This is a genomic window from Candidatus Hydrothermales bacterium, from assembly GCA_039630235.1.
Classification (GTDB): Bacteria; Hydrothermota; Hydrothermia; order Hydrothermales; family JAJRUZ01; genus JBCNVI01.
On sequence record JBCNVI010000010.1, the window covers coordinates 1 to 19,624 of the forward strand.

Sequence of the window (19,624 nt, forward strand, 5' to 3'; positions counted from 1 at the left end):
AAGAAGAAGGACTCTTCCAGATGGTAGAGTTTGGAAATTGGGTGATATTATCTATTCAACCCCTCTTGTAGTTGGACCTCCAACTGAAAGATATGATCTTATTTATGGAGATGTCAGTTATAATGAATTTTATAGAGCTTATAAGAATAGGAGGACCGTTGTTTATGTAGGAGCAAATGATGGGATGTTCCATGCCTTTAATTCAGGGAGACTAACAGAAACAGGAAATGATCTTTCACCATTACAGATAGATCCTGCTGGTTATTCTATTGGAGATGAAATTTTTGCTTATATTCCTTTTAATCTTTTGCCTCATCTTAAGTGGTTACCAAGAAATGACTACTGCCATGTATACTACGTAGATTTGAAACCTTATCCCACAGATGTTAGGATATTTACTCCTGGTCCTATTCATACAAACGGTTGGGGAACAGTAATTGTAGGAGGCCTTAGACTTGGAGGAACTTTATATAATACTCCAACAAAGGTTTATTCCTCTGCTTTCTTTTTAGCAGATGTTACAAAGCCTGAAAATATTACAATTTTATGGGAAAAAAGATTACCAGATGGATCATATACTACTTCATTTCCAACCACATGTAAAGTTGGAGGCAGTTGGTTTTTAGTAGTTGGAACAGGTCCTAACAATCTATCTAATGTAAATTCTAATCAAGCTCCAAAGATATACGTACTTGATTACAGAACCGGGCAAATCCTTAGGACCTTTAACTTGCCTGTTAATTCTTCATTTGTAGGTGATATAATTTCAGTTGACTATGATCTTGACTATAATGTAGAAGTACTTTACTTTGGAACAAATATACTTGAAAATCCTACTTTACCCAGATATGGTGGAGTGCTTTATAAAATAAAAACAAATGATGATCCCAATCCCAACAGTTGGGCACTAGTACCAGTTTTTGATGCAGGAGAACCTATTATCTCATCACCTTCAGTAGGAATGGATAGTAGGGGTAGATTATGGGTCTATTTTGGGACAGGTAGGTTTTATACAAGAGAAGATGCCAATTACTTAGAAACACAGTATCTTGTAGGTGTAAGGGATGAGGATGCTTACTATAATCTGAATAATCTTCTTGATGTCACGAATATAAGGGTTTTTGGACCTGATAGCGTTTTTATTGGTCAAGTAAGGATTTCCTTTAATGAGCTTGAGCGAAGGATTTCAACAGAATACAAGGGTTGGTATAGAAGACTTGTAGATGGAGAAAGATGTATTACAAACTCTGCTTTAATAGGCGGAATTGTTCTTTTTACTACTTTTAAACCTAAGTTTGAACCCTGTGAAGCAGGTGGTACAGGTGCACTTTATGCTCTTTATTACTTAACAGGAACAGCTTACTATAAGCCAATTGTAGGAGAATTAGCTACAGGTGAAAATTTACCTTCAATTTCTACTGGTCCTGGCGCTCCTTCAGAACCTACAGTATATGTGAGTACTGAGGGAGAAAAAGTTTTTGTTCAACTTGGAACAGGTGGTATCTTTGAAACTGAATCTCCTCTTCCCTTTTCACCACAAAGATCAAGAGTTATTTTCTGGAAGGGTAGATGATAATGAAAAAAGGTTCAAATCCCTTTAAAAAGTTTTAACAATTTTAAAAATGAAAAGATTTTTGATATTTTTTCTTTTAATCTTTTTTACCGGAACCCTTTGGGCAGATTGGGTTGAAGGAAGTGATACCCTTACTTTGTATGAAGTTAAGGAAAACTTATTTTATTTTGAAGAGTATATGATTCCCTTTAAAGCAGATTATACTTTACCTTCCCTTATTCAATCTAAAAAGTTCATTAATAGATCAAACGAAGCTGAAATAAAACTACCTGCAAAAGTCTTTATTAAATACCTTTTAAATGTGACCGGAGAAGAAGATATTAAATTTCACGAGATAAAAATTATCTCCTTTGAATATATAAAGAGATTGTAAACTGATTACTTTATCTGGAAATGAGGTATCTGATTCCTTTAGTTCTCATTTTCTTGGTTTTCTGCAAGAAGGAAATAAAGAAAGAAAAGGGCGTACCTTTTGAAATAGAATTTGCAGAAATTAATAGTAAAAAACCGTGTGTAAACGATATTGTAAGTGTAAATTATGTCTTAAAAGGGGAGACTAAGGAAGCTAAGGTAATTGTTGAGTGGTATGTAAACGATAAAAAGGTTTCTGAGGGCTCAGAGTTTAAATTAGAAAATGTAAAAAAGAAAGATAAAATTTATGCGGTTTTAGTCCCTTTTAGCAAAGGGGTTAAGGGAAAGCCCTATTCCACAGAACCTGTTTATGTGGCAAATAGTCTACCAGTAGTTGAGCGTGCTTATTTTAATCCAGAAGTTATATACTCCAATACAGAAAAAGTTAAGGTAATTCCACAAGGCTATGACCCTGACGGAGAGACGATTATTTTTTTTGCACGATGGAGAATTGGTAACTTTTACCCCGCTGATTCTTCACTAGAAATCTCTTTAAAAAATTTAAAAGAGGGAGACACAGTAGAAGCATTTGTTTACGCAAGAGATAACGAATCTCGTTCGTATAAATCATACTCCCTTTATACTTTAGTTCAAAACTCTCCACCCCAGATTTATAAAGAAGATTTTTTTATTAAAGAAAATAAAATTTTTGTAAAATTCTTTGCAAAAGACCCTGACAACGAAAACCTATCCATTGAACTAATTAGCTCAAATGTTTCTCCTCTTGAAATAAAAAGTAATGAACTTACCCTTGTTTTTCCCTACGATCAAAAAGTAAACGAGCTTAAATTAGACGTAAAGATCTCAGATACAAAAGATAACTACATCCTCAAGAGCCTGCTTTTAAATATTAAAAGATAGAAAACCATAACCCCTCCCTTGCTTGTTACGAGAGTAGATCGTTAGAGGGGTATTTATTAATCTAAGAAAGAACTTCTATTCCGGGTAAGCTTCCCTTTTCTATAAACTCGAGTGAGGCACCTCCGCCTGTTGAAACAAAAGATATTTTATTTTCCAACTTTAGTTTTTTCACAGCCGTTACTGTCTCTCCACCTCCACAGAGAGAAAAGGCACCCTGTGAAGTAACCTCTGCAATTTTTTTAGCTATTTCGTTTGTTCCTTTTGCAAAAGTTCTATTTTCAAAAACACCCATCGGTCCATTCCAGAAAATCGTTTTTCCCTTTGAAATTTCTTCCTTAAACATCTGAATCGTCTTTTCTCCAATATCATAACCAGCATAACCCTCTGGTATCTCCTCACCTTCTTTATATTTTTTACTCTCTGGTAATTCAGCGTATCTTGCATCTACTGCAACAACAAGTTTTTCCTCAGGTAGCTTTTTAACTTCATCTACAAATTTTTCATCAAGTATTGACTTTCCAATACTTTTACCCTTTGCTTTCCAGAAAGTGAACATCATTCCCCCACCTATCAAAACTTTATCACATTTGTTAACGAGTGTCTTTATTACTCCGATCTTATCTTCTACCTTTGCACCACCAAGCACAGCTATAAAGGGCCTCTCAGGATTCTCCGTTATTTTCTTTAAACTATTAATTTCTTTCTCAAGTAAAAAGCCAGCATACTTTTCCTCAAAGAGTTTTGGCAATGTGTAAACTGAAGTATGCTTCCTATGAGAGGCAGCAAAGGCCTCATTTACATATATATCCGCCAGTTCCCTCCATTTCTTGGCAAGTTCAATGTCATCTTTCTCTTCGCCCTCTTCAAATCTTGTATTTTCAATAAGTAAGACCTCTCCCTCCTTCATTTCATTTATTATCTTTAAAACCCCTTCACCATATAGTTCTTCCGTGTATCTTATGTCTTTCTTCAAAAGTCTCTTCAGTTTCTGTGCAACTGGTTTCAAGGAAAATTCAGGACTCCTTTGACCTTTCGGCCTCCCAAGATGGCTTGCCAGTATTACCTTCCCCCCCTTTTCAATCAAGAACTTTATTGTGGGGATTGTTTCCTTTATCCTGGTATCGTCAAGAATTTTTCCTTCCTTAATTGGCACGTTAAAGTCAACTCTAAGAAAAATTCTTTTACCTTTTATATCACCAATTTGATTTAAACTTTTCATTTTACTTTCCCCTTTTACTCTTTTTCAGCTATAAACTCAAGCAGGTCAACTACTCTTACTGAATAGCCCCATTCGTTGTCATACCAACCAGCTACCTTAACAAGATTTTCAACAGTTTCTGTTAGTGTAGCATCAAAGATGCACGAGTGTGGATTACCGATAAAGTCTGATGAAACAAGGGGTTTATCGCAGTATTCAAGATACTTTGGCATTTCTTGGGAAGCCTTTTTAAAGGCCTCATTTACTTCTTCTTTTTTCACCTCCCTTTCTACAATTGCTGTAAAGTCACATAGAGATACAGTAGGAGTTGGAACTCTTATAGCAACAGCCTTTAACTTACCTTTTAATTCTGGGTAAACAAGTTCTATTGCCTCAGCGGCTCCTGTGGAAGTTGGGATTATGTTTAAAGCAGCTGCTCTTGCCCTTCTTAAGTCCTTATGGATCTGATCAAGTATTCTCTGATCATTTGTATAAGAGTGAATTGTGGTCATTTCTCCCTTTTGAATTTTGAAATTTTCATGTACAACTTTTACAAGGAAGGAAAAGCAGTTTGTAGTACAGGAGGCGTTTGATATTACAAAGTGTTTCTTAGGATCGTACATATTATCATTTATTCCAAGTACAATCGTAACGTCTGGTTTTGTGCCTTTTCCAGGAGCAGTTATTACGACTCTTTTTGCTCCGGCATCTATGTGAGCTTGAGCTTTTGTTCTATCTGTAAAAACCCCGGTTGCTTCAACTACATAATCAATTTCAAGATTTTTCCAGGGAAGTTTTGCTGGTTCCTTTTCTGAGAAAGTGAGTATTTTTTTGCCATCAATTAAAAAGCCATCCTTTTCAACTTTTATCTCTTCTTTTGTAATTCCAAAAATTGAGTCGTATTTATAGAGGTGGGCAAGGGACTCACTATCTGCAAGGTCATTTATTGCTACAAATTCAAGGTTTTCCCTCTTTAAACCCTCCTTTAGAACTTGCCTTCCAATTCTTCCAAAACCATTTATAGCAATTCTTACTTTTTTCTTCATATTTGTTTTAAACTAAATTGGGATTTGAACCGTTTCTATATAGAAGTTTATTATAACAAAACTTTTCTTTTGAAAACAAAATACCGTGTTAACCTATAATATTTTTAACAATGAAAAAATTTATTTTAATTCTTTTAATACTTTTGGTTGGGTGTTCCTTTAAGATTTTCAAGAGGACTGTGCCTGAGGAATTAGGAATTGAAAGGCATTTCGCTCAGGGTATTTACTATTTTTATAAGGGTAAGTATGAAAAAGCAAGATTTTATTTTAACAAGGTTTTATTTTCAGGAGAGATAAGAGAGTTTAGTGATGATGTACAGTTTTACATCGCAAAGTCCTATTTTTTAGAGAGAAATTTTGAAACCGCCCTGTCAGAATATAATTTTCTCTTAAGTCAGTTTCCTAATTCGGAGCATCTGGAGGAGGCCGAATTTGATATTATAAAAGTTGAAATTTTAAAAGTCTCATCGCCCTTACATGAAACTCATGAACTTGAAAAAGTTTTACCTAAGATAGATAATTTCTTAAAAAAATATCCTAATTCAAAATTCAGTGATGAATTAATGGGATTAAAAAATATAGTTTTAAACATCTTAGCTGAAAAAATTTACTCTATAGCAAGACTTTATGAGAATTTAAAGAAATATTATTCAGCTGAAATTTACTATAAAGAGCTGATTGATAAGTATCCGGATACTATATGGGCAGAAAAGGCAAGAAAAAAAATTAACAAAAAATGAAAAAAGTGGGAGTATACGGCGGAGCCTTTGACCCACCCCATATAGGTCACTTTTTAATTGCCCAAGAAGTTTATGAAAAATTACAACTTGATAAACTATATTTTCTTGTTTCATACAAACCTCCTCATAGAGAGGTGAAAGCAGAATTTGAGGACAGATTGAAAATGGTAGAGCTAATGCTAGATGGGTCATCTTTTTATGTCTCTGACTTCGAATCTAAACTTAACTTTACACCAACCTACACAGCTATTGTTTTAAGTGAGTGGAAAAAAAGAAATAAAGATGAGGAAATTTATTTTATAATGGGTCAAGATCAATTTTTAAACCTTGAAAAATGGTATGAATATAAGAAACTATTTGAACTTTCAAAAATTGTGGTCTGCAAAAGGCAGGGGGACGAAATCAAAAAATTGAGTAATTTTAAAGAAAAAGTAATTTTTCTTGACACAAGAATTATTGAAATTTCATCTAAAGAGATAAGGGCTAGGATAAAGGAGGGTAAAAGTATACACCTTATGGTTCACCCTGAAGTGGAAAAATATATAAAGGAAAGGAGGCTTTACTTAAAATGAGACTAATCTATTCTTCAAGATACGAAATTGACATAGGACCTCACGTTTTCCCAACTAAAAAGTATAGATTAATTAAGGAAAAACTAATAGAGGAGGGTATTGCTAAAGAAAGTGATTTCTTTGAACCAGAACCAGAATCCTTTGAAGAATTAAAGATTGTTCACACTGAGGAGTATTTAGATGACTTAAAGAATTTAAGATGGACAAGAAGGACAATGTTTTCTGAACTCCCCTTAAATAAAGAAGTTGTTGATTTTTACCTAATCGGGGCAAGGGGCACCTATCTTGCCGCGTTAGATGCTCTTGAAAAAGGGCTAGGTATACATATTGGCGGTGGTTGGCATCATGCCTTTGCTGATAAAGCTGAAGGGTTCTGCTATATAAATGATCTTGCCTATGCAGTAAAAAGATTAAAAAAAGAAAATAAAATTAAAGGGGCTTTAGTTATTGATCTTGATGTTCACCAGGGTAACGGTACAGCAAAAATATTTGAAAATGACGAGGATGTTTTTACTTTTTCAATTCATCAAGAAGACCTCTATCCTGTACCTAAACAGAGAAGTGACTTAGATATAGGCCTTTGGAGTGGCACTGGAGAAAAGGAGTATTTGGAAGTTTTAGAGGAATCACTTTCTAAAATATTTGAGGGAAGAACCTTTGACCTTGTCCTATATCAAGCAGGAGCTGATCCGTATGAAAAGGATCTCCTTGGAAATTTAAGGTTAACTAAAGAGGGCTTAAAAAAGAGAGATGAAATTGTTAGAAGATATACTCTTGAGAGGGGTTTTAAAGTTGTAATAACTCTGGGTGGTGGGTACTCTTCAGATATCAGAGATTTGATTGAAATACATTCAAATACTATAAAGGTGTTTCTGCTATGGAAAAGAGAAAGACAATCAAGGATGTAATAAAGTTTGTCGGAAAGGGTCTTTATACTGGGGGTCACGCAGAGATAGTCTTAAAACCAAATGATAAAAGGGGTATTGTTTTTTATGTAGATGGAAAGTTTTTTCCGCTAAGTGAAGTTCAGTTTGTATATAACAAAAGAGGAGTATCTCTAATTTTTGAAAATAGGACTCTGATGTACGCTGAACACCTGATGTCAGCTCTTTATGGCTCTGGTGTTGATGATTGTATAGTTGAGGTAAAGAGTGAAGAAGTGCCCTTTTATGACAGCTCTGCAAAATTCTTTGTTGAGAAAATAATGGAAGTAGGTATAGAGGAAAAAGATGATCCCTTAGAATTTTATGTTATAAAAAGACCTTACTCAAAAAATTTTGGTGGCCCAAGGATTTCTATTTTACCAGATGATAAATTAGAGATAAATTATAGATTTACCCATGAGCCTTACAAAAAGTATAGTTTTAATTTCATATTTGATGTTGAAAGTTATTTTAAAGAAATAGCTTCAGCAAAGACTTTTATAACTTATGAAGAGGCAAAAGAGCTAAAAGAAAAAGGATATTTTAAGGGAGCAGATGAAAAAACGGCGCTGATTTTTAAAGACGGAGATGTAATAGATAAGGATTTGGTAACTTTTGAAAATGAGCCAGCTAGACACAAAATCTTAGATATACTTGGTGATATTTATTTAACAGGAAAAAGATTTAAAGGAAAATTTATTTTTGAGGGTACAGGTCATAAAGAAACTTTAGAGTTTATTCCGTTTCTTGAGGCTTTTTCAGGCTCTGGGTATGAGCTTAACTCAGAGGAAATTAGAAAGATTTTACCTCATGATTATCCTTTCTTGCTAGTTGATAGGATACTATCTGTTGAATCTGATAGAATTGTGGGAATTAAGAATGTAAGCTATAATGAAAATTTCTTTGTGGGGCACTTTCCAGAGCTGAAAATTATGCCAGGAGTTTTAATTGTTGAAGCCTTAGTTCAAACAGGTGGTATAATGATATACGAGAAATTTAAGGAAAAATACGATTTAAAAAATAAGTTGCCAATATTTACAGGGATAGATAATCTTAGGTTTAGAAATATGGTTTATCCGGGCGATACCCTGTATATGGTTGTGAACCTTTTAAGATTCAAGGGAAAAGTTTGTAAAATTAAGGGTTTTGTTCTTAAAGAAGAGGGTATTGTCTGTGAAGGAACCTTTACAGCTTTAATTTCTGAGTAATGAGCTTTATTCATAAGACAGCCATAATTGAAGGAAATGTAAAAATTGGTGAAAACGTTTATATTGGGCCCTATTCGGTTATAGAGGGAGACGTCGAGATAGGGGATTTTACCTATATTGATTCTCATGTTGTAATTAAGGGCAGAGTAAAGATAGGGAAGGAAAATAAACTTTTTAAGGGGTGTTGTATTGGATATCCTCCTCAGGATGTTAAGTTTAAGGGTGAAGATACAGAGGTTATAATAGGGAGTGGCAATATAATAAGAGAGTATGTGACGATACATAGGGCTACGGGGGAAGGGGAAAAGACTATAATAGGAGATTTTAATTTTTTAATGGCCTATTCACATATTGCCCATAATTCAAAAATTGGTAACGAAGTTATAATTGTTAATGGGGCTCAACTTGGTGGACATGTAGAGGTTGAAGATTATGTCTTTATAAGTTCAAACGTTTTAGTTCATCAGTTTGTGAGAATAGGAAAGTATTCAATAATAGGGGGAGGGACTCATGTTAAAAAAGATATAGTGCCCTTTGCTTTATGCTATGGTACACCAGACGCTGAAATTAAAGGGATAAATTCTGTTGGTTTAAAAAGAAGAGGAATAGTAGGCGAGAGACTAAATAACATAAAAAGGGCCTTTAAAATTCTTTTTTTTAGTAATTTAAATGTCACTCAGGCGTTAGAAAGGTTAAAAGCTGAGTTTGAAGGTAATGAGGATGTTTCCTATATTATAAAGTTTATTGAATCTTCTAAAAGGGGGATAACAAAGTAGGTGGGTGAATATGAAGGTAGTTATTGCGTTGGGAGGAAACGCGATTTTGCCAAAAGATAAGTCACCTGACATAGTAACTCAATTTGAAAATACGGAGAAAACTTTAAGGAGACTAGTTCCTGTTTTTAAAAAATCAAAAAGTGCATTTATAACACATGGTAACGGTCCGCAAGTTGGTATAGAGCTTTTAAGAAGTTTTTATGCTAGGGATGTAACTCCTCCCTATCCCCTTGATATACTCGGAGCGGAAACTCAGGGTTGGATGGGGTATATGATTGTTCATATATTAAAAGAGATCTTCTGGGAGGAAAAAATTGAAAAAGAAGCTGTAGCAATTGTGACACAGGTTCTGGTTTCACCGGGTGACCCTGAGTTTAAGGATCCTTCAAAGCCAATTGGTCCTTTTTTCACTCAAGAGGAGGCTGAGTCTTTGAGAACAAAATTTCCCTGGCCAATCAAAGAGGACTCAGGAAGAGGTTATAGAATTACTGTACCTTCTCCCGAACCTATAGATATAATAGAAAAAGATATATTAAAAAAACTTAGTGAAGAGGGTATAGTAACTGTGGCGGTTGGAGGAGGTGGAATACCTGTTGTTAAGGAGGGTAATAAGCTAAAGGCAAGACTTGCTGTTATCGATAAGGATAAAGCCTCTTCCCTTTTGGCGAGGTTAGTTAATGCGGATCTTTTTATGATTTTGACAGATGTAGATTTTGTTTATATAAATTATAGAAAAGAAAATCAGAAAGAATTGAGGGAGGTAAGGGTTTCTGAGTTGATGAATTACATAAAAGAGGGGCATTTTTCAAGGGGAAGTATGTTACCTAAGGTGGAAGCTTCGATTTCTTTTGTTTTAGAGACAGGAAAAAGAGCGGTAATTACATCGCTTGAAAGGTGTATCGAAGGGTTAGAGGGGAGTTGGGGGACTCAAATAATTCCTGATTGAGCCCTACTTGAGCCGTTAAAATTGCTTTCTCTCCGCCTCGGCGGGGTCGGAAAGCTCGAATAGTTCTTAACTGAGCTAATTTTTTCAGAGTGGGCGGGCGAGGATTTGAACCTCGGACCTCCTGTATGTGAGACAGGCGTTCTAACCAGGCTGAACTACCCGCCCCCTTTATGTAATTATAAGATAATTATTTAGACTGTGTCATTGCCTCAAGAAACTCAGTATTAGTTCTATAAAGCCTCATCTTTTGAATTAAAAACTCCATAGACTCTATATTGCTCATATCAGCCATTAATTTTCTTAGTATCCATACTCTATTTAGAACAGAAGTTGGAAGTAAAAGCTCCTCTCTTCTTGTTCCTGATCTTTTTAAATCTATTGCAGGGAAAATTCTTCTTTCTGCCAATTTTCTATCAAGAATTATTTCCATATTTCCAGTTCCCTTAAATTCCTCATAAATCACATCATCCATCCTTGAACCTGTTTCTATTAGGCAGGAAGCCAGTATCGTTAAAGAACCTCCCTCCTCTATATTTCTTGCAGCACCGAAGAATTTTCTTGGCTCTATTAACGCGGTAGCATCTAGACCACCTGAAAGAGTTCTTCCCGAATGTTCTGCAAGCACATTATAAGCCCTTGTTAATCTCGTTAAGGAATCAAGTAGTATAACTACATCTTTTTTTAATTCTACGAGCCTTTTTGCTCTTTCAAGTACTATTTTTGCAACTTGTGCATGTCTCTCAGCTGGCTCATCAAAAGTGGAAGATATAACTTCAGCATCAACCTTCCTCTTCCAATCTGTTACCTCCTCTGGCCTTTCGTCTATCAAAAGAACAATAACAATAGTGTCAGGGTGATTTTTTCTTATACTCTGTGCTATCTTTTGTAACATAACAGTTTTGCCTGCTCTTGGTGGAGATACTATTAAACCCCTTTGTCCATGACCTATAGGTACAAATAGATCGATGATTCTTCTTGTTAAATCGTCCTCCTCGTCTTCTAACTCTAACTTAATTTTTCTTGTCGGAAAGTAAGGAATAAGATCGTCAAAATTAGATCGACTTCTTAGCTCTGAAGGAGGAAGACCGTTTATAAGCTCGACTTTAACCATTGCAGGAAATTTAACGCTTCCGTCTATAGGCACTTTTATATAACCTGAAACAAGGTCTCCTGTTCTTAAGCCAAACCTTTTTACCTGTGACTGTGAAATGTAGACGTCTTCTGTTCCCTGCAAGTAGCTATTTTTAGGGGATCTTAAAAATCCATAACCATCACTATGAATCTCAATTATTCCCTCTCTATATTCTGCTCCCTCTCTTTTTGCATACTCCTGGGCTATTGCTACTATTAATTCATCTTTCTTTAACGAATGCGTTACCTTTATACCTAGTTCTTTCGCTATAGAAATAAGCTCATTAATTTTTTTCTGCTTTAGCTCAGCAATATCTATCATAATTCACAAAAGATCAAAATCGGATTAGAACCTTAACACTTTTATGAGGTTTATAACATTTTCGTATTATTTATATACAGTTCAAATTTTTGACCCAAATTTTTAGAGGCAATTGATGCTATAATCATTCTTTGTAAGAAAATTTCAAAATACTCCATAACAGGTGATATTTTTGTATCTATTTCTATGTCAAACCTTATCACTTTCTTTTCTGGAATAACAATTACACTCGACCTTTTAGCAGAATAATTCACTCTATCATGAATATCGGTTTTTATATTAGATTTTTCCTTTCTAACTCTTTCTCTGTGTACGTCAGATTTATCAGCGATAATTACAGCTGAAGTTAAAACACTTGTTGGTACCCCATCTTCTTCATGGTGATTTGCAATAGCTTGAGATACTTCAATTATTTCATCAACAGGCATTCCTAGTTCAGCTAAAAGTTGATGGGCTATTAAAGCTCCAAATTGGGCATGGTGTTCCCTATGGATTACGTTCCCTATATCATGTAAAAAACCTGCTATTTCTGCAAGTTCTACAGTCCTTTCAGGATATCCAAGTTCCCTTAAAATTTTTCCTGCTGTCTCTCCTACATACTTTGCATGCCTTAGCCCATGCTCTGTATAACCAAGTTTTTCCATATATCTATCTGCTTCCTCAATGTATTTTAATATCTTTTTTTCTTTTAGAAGATCTCTTAAAGTAATAACTCTTTTTCCCATAGAAGTTTCTCTACAATTAAAAGTCCCTCTTTTATTTTTGTTTTGTCTTTCCCACCTCCTTCTGCCTTTATTTTGCTGCCTCCCCCTCCGCCTCTTACAGCATCTCCAAACTTCTTTACAAATTCCCTTGCGTCTAAATTAGATCCTTCCTTAGTTCTTGAAAAAAAGAAAATTTTTTCTCCGGAAGAAACTAAAAATACAAGGGAAAGATCTTCGTATTTCTCCATTAGCATATCTGAAACTTTCCTTATAATATCTGGCTCAAGATCTTCAAAGTGTTCAATAACATACTTTATTCCGTCTTTTTCTTTAATTTTAATTTTATCAACCTCACTAATTGAAATTTTTCTTACAAGTCTTTCTCTTTCTTTTTCTCTTTCTTTGATTTCTTCCTTTAATTTCTCTATTTTCTTAGGTATATTTTCTTCGTCTACTGATAATATTTCTGAAATCTTACTAAGGATTTCTTCTTTTTTTCTCAGGTACTCAAGGGCCTTTATCCCAGTTAAAGCCTCTATTCTTCTTACTCCGGCTCTTATTGACTCTTCCCTTATTATTTTGAAAAGACCTATATCCCCAGTTTTATCGCAGTGGGTACCACCACATAACTCTTTAGAGTAGTCCTCTATTTCAACCACTCTCACCACATCTCCATACTTTTCCTCAAAAAGAGCTATTGCCTCTTTTACAGCCTCATCAAACTTTCTATATTCCCATCTTACCTCTCTGTTATCCAAAATTACTGAGTTTGCCTTATCCTCAATTTCTTTTAATACTAATGGATCAATTGCTTTTGGATAAGTAAAGTCAAACCTTAGTCTATCGTTTTCTACAAGAGAACCCTCCTGTCTTACAAATTCACCTAAAACTCTTCTTAATGTTGAATGAAGTATATGAGTAGCGGTATGGGCTCTTTGAATCCCCCTCCTATTTAATTTATCTACCTTCGCTATTACTTTACTACTTTTTATTTCACCCTTTAATTTTCCAATATGTACTATTTGATCTTTAAACCATTGGGCATCAACAACCTCAATTTCAAAATTTTCTCCGATGATTTTCCCCTTATCTCCTACTTGTCCGCCAGCCTCTCCGTAGAACGGGGTTTTTTCAAGAACAACGTAAAACTTATCATCAGCAAAACCATACTTAATAATTTCTGTCTCTATTTCAAGTTGAGTGTAACCAACAAATTCTGTTTTTTTATCTTCTTTCAAATTTATCCAATCAATCTTTATCTCTTTAAATTTTTCCTTTTCTTTTGCCTTTTCTCTTGCCTTAGAAATTTCTTTTCTAAAGCCCTCTAAGTCCAAGTTTATTTTTGCCTCCTTGGCTACTTCTTCTAAAAAGTCTATTGGTATTCCGTAAGTATCGTAAAGTTTAAAAAGATCTTCTCCATTTATTGTCCTATCACTCTTTAAGGCCTTTTCAATTTCTCTATCAAGATAAACCATATTTTTGAAAATTGTATTTAGGAATCTTTCTTCCTCAGACTTTATTATTATACTAATTTCTTCTCTTTTCTCTTTTACTTCTTTATATCTTTCGCCGTATACCTCGGCAAAGTAGGGCACAAGTTCATACATAAAGGGCTCTTTTATGCCGTTTTTATAAGAGAATCTAAGGGCCCTTCTTAAGATTCTCCTTAAAACATAGCCTCTTCCCTCATTTGATGGGTATGCACCATCAGCAATTGCAAAGGTGAGGGCTCTTGTATGGTCAAGGATTATTCTAAAAAGTAGTTTTGACTCTTCGTATTTTCTGTTCATCGCTTTTTCAAGGTATCTATTTGCTTTTTCAAACAGTTCTGTTTTGTAGGGAGATTCTTTTTCAGTAAGTATCATTAAGACTCTTTCAAGTCCCATGCCTGTGTCAACACCCCTGTTTTTAAGTGGTTTAAGTTCTCCATTTTCCTGCATATCGTACTGTGGAAAGACTATGTTCCATATTTCAAGATATCTATCACAATCACAGCCAGGTTTACATTCTGCACTTTTACAACCGTAATTTTCACCGAGGTCATAGTATATTTCTGTAGAGGGGCCGCAAGCGCCTGTTTTTCCAGCAGGACCCCAGAAATTGGTTTCCTTTCCCATCTTTAATATTCTATCTTCTCTAACTCCCAAGGACTTCCATATGTTGAAGCTTTCTTCATCTTCAAAATATACACTGAAATAAAGTCTTTCTTTTGGTAAGTTTAAGACGTTTATTACAAATTCATAGGCCCATTCGATAGCTTCCTTTTTAAAGTAATCTCCAAAGGAAAAGTTGCCGAGCATTTCAAAGAAGGTGTGATGTCTTACTGTGTAGCCAACTTTATCTAGGTCTGATGCTCTCAGGCACTTTTGGCAAGAAGTTGCTCTTTTAAAGGGCAGGGGAACAGTGCCAGAGTAAAAAGGTTTAAATTGAACCATTCCTGCTGTAGTAAAAAGAAGTGTTGGGTCCTTTTCAGGGATAAGAGAGGATGAGGGTACAATTTCATGTTCTCTTTCTTTAAAGAAGTTAAGGAATTTAATTCTTAGTGATTCTGCGGTCCACATCTTTTTTGGGGATTAAAGAGTTAAGTTTCTTAGAGTAAATTTGGGATTGAACCTATCTTGATTCTTCTCTTAAAGAGCGGGAGACGGGATTTGAACCCGCGACCCCTACCTTGGCAAGGTAGCGCTCTACCGCTGAGCTACTCCCGCAGATTCTAAATTATAAACCTATTTTTCTAAATTTTCAAATTAAAAAATTATATTTTTGATTTCTTCCGGATGAATTATGTTAAAGCGATAGTAAAGTTCAAACATTTCATTTGGCTTTAAATTTACCTCAAAAAAATATTTTCCCTGTGGTTTGTCTTCTTTAAATGGTTTTTTTGAAAATTCAATACCGTTTATTACTATGTCAGGATTGTCTGAAACAGGAACTTCTGCTATTAGTGTGCCCTTTATCTCAGTTTTTCTCTCATTTTTAACGGTAATTTTGTAGGCAAACTTTCTCCTTATTTTCTTTTCAAAAATTCCGCTTTTTTCAATTTCAGATTCAACTAAAATATGTTCTGCTTTTACAAAGGGATCCTCACCAAAATAAAACTTTAAAGTATCACCAGGATAAATCGTACTTATTCTTTTTTTCCCTATATACTCTTCATCTAAAAATATGTTTCCCTCTCCTCCAACTAAAATTTCTTTTGTATTTAAGGTGCCTTTTGCAAGGAGAAAGCCAAACTTATAGTTTCGAGGTATGAATATATAATTAAAGATAACGGGAATTTCATAATTTTTCATAAAAAGGATAACTCCCTTTTCATCAGAAGGAATAGTTGCTCTGTATGGGAAGTTATAATGTAGGGAGGTGTAAAACTCCTCTTCTTGAACAGGTTTTTCTACTTCTATTTCTGGGAGAGTCTCTGGAGCTTGAATAGCTTTTATTTGTAGAAGGGGCTCAGTTACCTTAATCGGTGGGACTTCACTTCTAACGGTCCATCTTAAAGGAGTAGGTTCTACATTCCTCTTTGGAAAATGTGTTGATAGTGATAAATTCACATTTTCAAAATTTTTACCAGTAAATTGAAAGACTCTTGAATGAACGTTAATTATTACTTTTTTTTCATCAGGTAGCCCAATTATCTTGTATAAAAGGTTATAACCACTTTTTGATGTTATAAAGTAACTTAGCGTCAAATTTGTTTGGGTTTCAATTTTAGAATTTATGTAGAGTGATAGTATAAACTCTTCAATTCCTATGGGGTGAAAGTTTGAGAGTCTTTCTTGGATTTTTGTTTTTATAAATTCAAATTCCCTTATTTTTTCCTCCAGTTTTTTTATATTATTTTCTAGCGAAGTTACCTTATCAATAATTATGCTTAATGCTGTATTTATGTTTTTTTCAATGATTTCTCTTTCAAGAAATTCTTTAGATTCTTTTTCAGAGTAAGATGATTTGAAAGTTTGAATAAATTCTACTCCCCTTTTTAAATTTTCTCTTCTTATCTTTAGTTTTTCAATTGTATCCTGTAGAAAGTCGAGTGAATCTTGGAGAGGTTTCAAGAAATCTCCGTATTTCGGATAAGTTTTCTTTTTCAATTTTGTGCTTATAATTTCAGCTCCTTTTAGCTCAACTTTTATAGAGTTTGTATCAACAATTGGTAAAAGTTTTAAAGTTAAAGTGTTGAGGCCCTTTTTAAGACTTACCTCTAATTTTTCAGTTATGAAGGCACCTTCAGGATAAAAAACAGCCGCCTCAATCCTAAAGAATAAAAATAAAATTAAAGAGAACATAGGAAATTTTAAGGAATTTTTGTGACTATTTCAATTAAAATAATTAAAATATGAGAAAATTTCTCTTTGCTATTTTAACAAGGCTTATAAAGTTATTAGCTCCTTCTTTGAGGACCCCGTTTTTGACTGTAGATGGTATATTAGAAGTTTACGATGAAAGTGATAATTTTGTTGGAATAGTTATTGTTGAAAGGAGGAATCCGCCTCTGGGTTATGCTCTTCCTGGAGGTTTTGTTAATTATGGAGAGTCTCCTGAAAAAGCAGTATTAAGAGAAATAGAGGAGGAAACAGGAGCAAGGGCAGAAATAATAAAACTCTTAGGTGTTTATGGAGATCCAGGAAGAGATCCGAGGTTCCATACTGTGACCTGTGTGTATCTTCTTAAAACAAAAGATAAGCCTAAGGCTTCCTCTGATGCAAAGAGAGTTTTTGTCTTTAAGCCAAATGATATTCCTTTTGAAAAAATTGTTTTTGATCATTCAAGAATAATAAAGGATTACTTAAATTTTAGAGCGTCTTTATGAATAAAAACTCCCTTTGAGGAAAATTTTATAGTTTGAGTTTTTTTAAACTCTTTTAATATTCTTGAGACACTTTCTCTTGAACAACCGATAAGAGAGGCCAAATCCTTTATTTTGAAATCTTTTTTTATATATATGTACTCTCCAATTCTTTCTCCTTCTTTTATAGCTTTTTCTATAAAGAATCTTGCAATTTTGCCTGATAAATCTAAAAAAAGTAGAGAACTCATCTTTTCGTTAGTTTTTTTAATTCTATTTGCCATTTCTTTGATTATTGAAACCAGAATTTCAGGATGTTTCATTAATCTGTTTAAAAGAACATCTCTTGAAAATATTGTAACTTTCGTATCTTTGATAGCTGTAACTCTTGCGGTTCTGTACTCTTCACTGAAAAAACCTATTTCTCCAAAAAAATCTCCTTCTTTTAGGTGTGTGATAACTATTTCTTTCCCTTTATCAGAAAAGAGCGAAATCTTTACTTCTCCGGAATTTATTATGTAAAGAAAGCTTCCTTTTTCTCCCTCACGAAGTATTATTTCTCCCTTTTTAAATTCTTTTTTTACTCCCAGTTTTTCAATTATACTTTGCTCTCTTTTACTCAATTTACTAAATAGTTCTATTTTGTGTGAAAATGTTGACTTTTTCATATAGATAAATTATAATTTTAAAAAATTTTGGGATAAAAGGTTCTATCCCTTTTTAAGTTGAAAGAAGATGAAACCGAAGATACATCCGGAGTACGGGCCGGCAATAATTGAGTGTGCCTGTGGAAATAGGGTTGAGACACGTTCTACAAAAAAATTCATAAAAGTTGAAATATGCTCAAATTGTCATCCCTTTTTCACAGGAAAAGAAAAGCTCGTTGATACTGAAGGAAGAGTCGAAAAGTTTAGAAAAAAGTATGGCGAAAAGGTAAAAAGTGAAGCTAAAACAACAACGGCAAGAAGTAGAAGGAAAAAGAAGGAGGAAGAGGTCAAAAAATGAGTTTACCTAAACCTATTGGCCCCTATTCTATTTATAGGGAAGTTGGAAACTTTGTTTTTATTTCTGGACAAATAGGGATCGATCCTGAAAAGGGTGTAATCCCAGAGAGTATAGAGGAACAAACAGAGTTAGTTTTAAAAAATATAAAGATGATATTAGAGAGTTTAAATTTGAACTTTGATAATGTTGTAAAAAGTACGATATTTCTAAAAGATATGAACGATTTTCAGAAAGTAAATGAGATATATTCAAAGTATTTTAGGGAGCCCTATCCGGCAAGGTCTACTGTAGAAGTAAGTGCCTTACCTAAAAATGCTAAAGTTGAAATAGAGGTTATTGCTTTTAGGGGATGAAAAAAGTAAGAAAGATAAGGGTTTTGATAGCAAAACCTGGTTTAGATGGTCATGATAGGGGAGCAAAGGTTGTAGCAAGAGCGTTTATGGAAGCGGGAATGGAAGTGATATATACTGGTCTTCATAAAACAGCAGAGGAGATTGTTGAGGCTGCTATCCAGGAGGATGTAGACGTTATTGGCCTATCGATCCTTTCAGGTGCTCATATGACTTATTTTCCTAAGGTTTTGAAATTAATGAAAGAAAAGGGATTACATGATGTTCTTCTTTTTGGAGGTGGAATAATTCCAGAAGAGGACAAAAAGAAGCTTAAAGAGATGGGGGTTGGAGAGCTATTTGGGCCTGGCACCCCTTTAAAGGATATCGTTAAATATGTTGAAGAGTGGATTGAAGAGAGAGATAAAAAGAGAGAAAAAACAGAGTAAATTTTTAGGATTTACATATCTTTTTAGCTTTCTTTTTCTCCTTCTTTTATTCTGTTCTTATGAAGTTGAGGTTAGGGAGGTAGTAGATGGAGATACGTTTGTTACGTATACTGGAGAAAGAGTAAGGCTTATAGGTATAGATACTCCTGAGGAAGGTAGGTTTTATTATGATGATGCGAAGGAGGCCCTAAAAAAGCTTATACTTGGCAAAAAGGTTAGGTTAGAGTTTGATATAGTAAAAAAGGATATGTATGGTAGAATTTTGGCCTATGTTTTCTACGATACCATTTTTGTTAATAATTACATGTTAAAAAATGGTTACTCATATATATATACGTTTCCTCCGAATCTAAAGTATTTTCTGAATTTTAGAAAGTCTCTTGATTATGCGATAAAAAATAAAAAGGGTATGTGGAAGGATTTTTACGATGAAAAAGATATATTTCTCGGTGATCCTGTAAGGATGGAATTTCATACTAAGGATTGCGAAAAAGTCAACGAGATTGGGGTTTTTAGCAGAGTAGTTTTTAAATCTTCTAAAGAGGCTCTTCTTGAAGGTTATCATCCTCATAAACTATGTAATCCTGTTAAATTCATCAAGTAAACCTTTATTTAAGTCAGAAGGCGTTTATAAGCCCCTCTGT

21 protein-coding genes and 2 tRNA genes are annotated in these 19,624 nt (G+C 34.2%); 14 read left to right on the top strand and 9 right to left on the bottom strand.

Annotation, left to right across the window (positions count from 1 at the left end; genetic code table 11):
• The 3 genes from ABDH49_08075 to ABDH49_08085 form a co-directional block, all read left to right on the top strand.
• Positions 1-1,573 (top strand): PilC/PilY family type IV pilus protein (locus ABDH49_08075; GenBank protein MEN3046915.1); only part of this gene is annotated, 1,573 nt, incomplete at its 5' end.
• 49 nt (positions 1,574-1,622) lie between these two features.
• Positions 1,623-1,946 carry a hypothetical protein gene (locus ABDH49_08080; protein ID MEN3046916.1) on the top strand — a complete coding sequence of 108 codons (324 nt, stop codon included), beginning with the start codon at positions 1,623-1,625 and terminating at the stop codon, positions 1,944-1,946.
• A gap of 20 nt (positions 1,947-1,966) precedes the next feature.
• On the top strand, positions 1,967-2,845 hold the full coding sequence (locus ABDH49_08085; GenBank protein ID MEN3046917.1) for a hypothetical protein: 879 nt from the start codon (positions 1,967-1,969) through the stop codon (positions 2,843-2,845).
• 61 nt (positions 2,846-2,906) lie between these two features.
• Here ABDH49_08085 and ABDH49_08090 read toward each other — a convergent pair whose 3' ends face one another.
• Positions 2,907-4,064, bottom strand: coding sequence for a phosphoglycerate kinase (locus tag ABDH49_08090; GenBank protein MEN3046918.1), 1,158 nt, complete (start codon positions 4,062-4,064; stop codon positions 2,907-2,909).
• A 14-nt stretch (positions 4,065-4,078) separates the two neighbouring features.
• The gene (gene gap, locus ABDH49_08095; protein ID MEN3046919.1) at positions 4,079-5,089 is read right to left on the bottom strand and encodes a type I glyceraldehyde-3-phosphate dehydrogenase; all 1,011 of its coding nucleotides are present in this window, start codon (positions 5,087-5,089) and stop codon (positions 4,079-4,081) included.
• A gap of 110 nt (positions 5,090-5,199) precedes the next feature.
• Between gap and bamD the strand changes: the two genes are divergently transcribed.
• From bamD to arcC, 6 genes are read left to right on the top strand one after another with little or no spacing between them, the layout of a single operon-like run.
• Positions 5,200-5,829 carry an outer membrane protein assembly factor BamD gene (bamD, locus tag ABDH49_08100; GenBank protein ID MEN3046920.1) on the top strand — a complete coding sequence of 210 codons (630 nt, stop codon included), beginning with the start codon at positions 5,200-5,202 and terminating at the stop codon, positions 5,827-5,829.
• Complete coding sequence (nadD, locus tag ABDH49_08105; protein MEN3046921.1) at positions 5,826-6,401, top strand: nicotinate (nicotinamide) nucleotide adenylyltransferase; 576 nt, start codon at positions 5,826-5,828, stop codon at positions 6,399-6,401. Before bamD ends, nadD begins: the two co-directional genes overlap by 4 nt.
• Positions 6,398-7,309 carry a histone deacetylase gene (locus tag ABDH49_08110; GenBank protein MEN3046922.1) on the top strand — a complete coding sequence of 304 codons (912 nt, stop codon included), beginning with the start codon at positions 6,398-6,400 and terminating at the stop codon, positions 7,307-7,309. The genes nadD and ABDH49_08110 overlap by 4 nt, the downstream gene beginning before the upstream one ends.
• Complete coding sequence (fabZ, locus tag ABDH49_08115; GenBank protein MEN3046923.1) at positions 7,279-8,532, top strand: 3-hydroxyacyl-ACP dehydratase FabZ; 1,254 nt, start codon at positions 7,279-7,281, stop codon at positions 8,530-8,532. The genes ABDH49_08110 and fabZ overlap by 31 nt, the downstream gene beginning before the upstream one ends.
• A complete protein-coding gene (gene lpxA / locus ABDH49_08120) occupies positions 8,532-9,308 on the top strand; it encodes an acyl-ACP--UDP-N-acetylglucosamine O-acyltransferase (protein ID MEN3046924.1) in 777 nt (258 codons plus the stop codon). The genes fabZ and lpxA overlap by 1 nt, the downstream gene beginning before the upstream one ends.
• A gap of 10 nt (positions 9,309-9,318) precedes the next feature.
• Positions 9,319-10,254: a carbamate kinase gene (gene arcC, locus ABDH49_08125; protein ID MEN3046925.1), complete on the top strand. Its 936-nt coding sequence runs from the start codon at positions 9,319-9,321 to the stop codon at positions 10,252-10,254.
• A 90-nt stretch (positions 10,255-10,344) separates the two neighbouring features.
• Here arcC and ABDH49_08130 read toward each other — a convergent pair.
• The 6 genes from ABDH49_08130 to ABDH49_08155 all read right to left on the bottom strand — a co-directional run bounded on the left by ABDH49_08130 (position 10,345) and on the right by ABDH49_08155 (position 16,697).
• Positions 10,345-10,419: transfer RNA gene (locus ABDH49_08130), tRNA-Val, on the bottom strand.
• A gap of 22 nt (positions 10,420-10,441) precedes the next feature.
• Positions 10,442-11,707, bottom strand: coding sequence for a transcription termination factor Rho (gene rho / locus ABDH49_08135; protein ID MEN3046926.1), 1,266 nt, complete (start codon positions 11,705-11,707; stop codon positions 10,442-10,444).
• Positions 11,708-11,757: 50 nt separating this feature from the next.
• Positions 11,758-12,432: an HD domain-containing protein gene (locus tag ABDH49_08140; GenBank protein MEN3046927.1), complete on the bottom strand. Its 675-nt coding sequence runs from the start codon at positions 12,430-12,432 to the stop codon at positions 11,758-11,760.
• On the bottom strand, positions 12,408-14,972 hold the full coding sequence (gene alaS, locus ABDH49_08145) for an alanine--tRNA ligase (GenBank protein MEN3046928.1): 2,565 nt from the start codon (positions 14,970-14,972) through the stop codon (positions 12,408-12,410). Before alaS ends, ABDH49_08140 begins: the two co-directional genes overlap by 25 nt.
• A 75-nt stretch (positions 14,973-15,047) precedes the next feature.
• A tRNA-Gly gene (locus ABDH49_08150) sits at positions 15,048-15,119 on the bottom strand.
• 39 nt (positions 15,120-15,158) lie between these two features.
• Positions 15,159-16,697 carry a mucoidy inhibitor MuiA family protein gene (locus ABDH49_08155; protein MEN3046929.1) on the bottom strand — a complete coding sequence of 513 codons (1,539 nt, stop codon included), beginning with the start codon at positions 16,695-16,697 and terminating at the stop codon, positions 15,159-15,161.
• 50 nt (positions 16,698-16,747) lie between these two features.
• Here ABDH49_08155 and ABDH49_08160 point away from each other — a divergent pair, with 50 nt between their 5' ends.
• The gene (locus ABDH49_08160) at positions 16,748-17,221 is read left to right on the top strand and encodes an NUDIX hydrolase (protein ID MEN3046930.1); all 474 of its coding nucleotides are present in this window, start codon (positions 16,748-16,750) and stop codon (positions 17,219-17,221) included.
• On the opposite strand, the gene ABDH49_08165 is transcribed toward ABDH49_08160, so the two are convergent.
• Positions 17,194-17,865 (bottom strand): Crp/Fnr family transcriptional regulator, encoded by a 672-nt coding sequence (locus ABDH49_08165; GenBank protein ID MEN3046931.1) that lies wholly within the window; start codon positions 17,863-17,865, stop codon positions 17,194-17,196. The two genes, ABDH49_08160 and ABDH49_08165, sit on opposite strands and share 28 nt — an antisense overlap.
• Before the next feature lie 67 nt (positions 17,866-17,932).
• On the opposite strand from ABDH49_08165, the gene rpmE reads away from it, so the two are divergent.
• From rpmE to ABDH49_08185, 4 genes are read left to right on the top strand one after another with little or no spacing between them, the layout of a single operon-like run.
• Positions 17,933-18,202, top strand: coding sequence for a 50S ribosomal protein L31 (gene rpmE / locus ABDH49_08170; GenBank protein MEN3046932.1), 270 nt, complete (start codon positions 17,933-17,935; stop codon positions 18,200-18,202).
• On the top strand, positions 18,199-18,555 hold the full coding sequence (locus ABDH49_08175) for a RidA family protein (protein ID MEN3046933.1): 357 nt from the start codon (positions 18,199-18,201) through the stop codon (positions 18,553-18,555). Before rpmE ends, ABDH49_08175 begins: the two co-directional genes overlap by 4 nt.
• Positions 18,552-18,980, top strand: coding sequence for a cobalamin B12-binding domain-containing protein (locus ABDH49_08180; GenBank protein MEN3046934.1), 429 nt, complete (start codon positions 18,552-18,554; stop codon positions 18,978-18,980). Before ABDH49_08175 ends, ABDH49_08180 begins: the two co-directional genes overlap by 4 nt.
• Complete coding sequence (locus tag ABDH49_08185; protein MEN3046935.1) at positions 18,943-19,584, top strand: thermonuclease family protein; 642 nt, start codon at positions 18,943-18,945, stop codon at positions 19,582-19,584. Before ABDH49_08180 ends, ABDH49_08185 begins: the two co-directional genes overlap by 38 nt.
• Positions 19,585-19,624 lie beyond the last annotated feature (40 nt).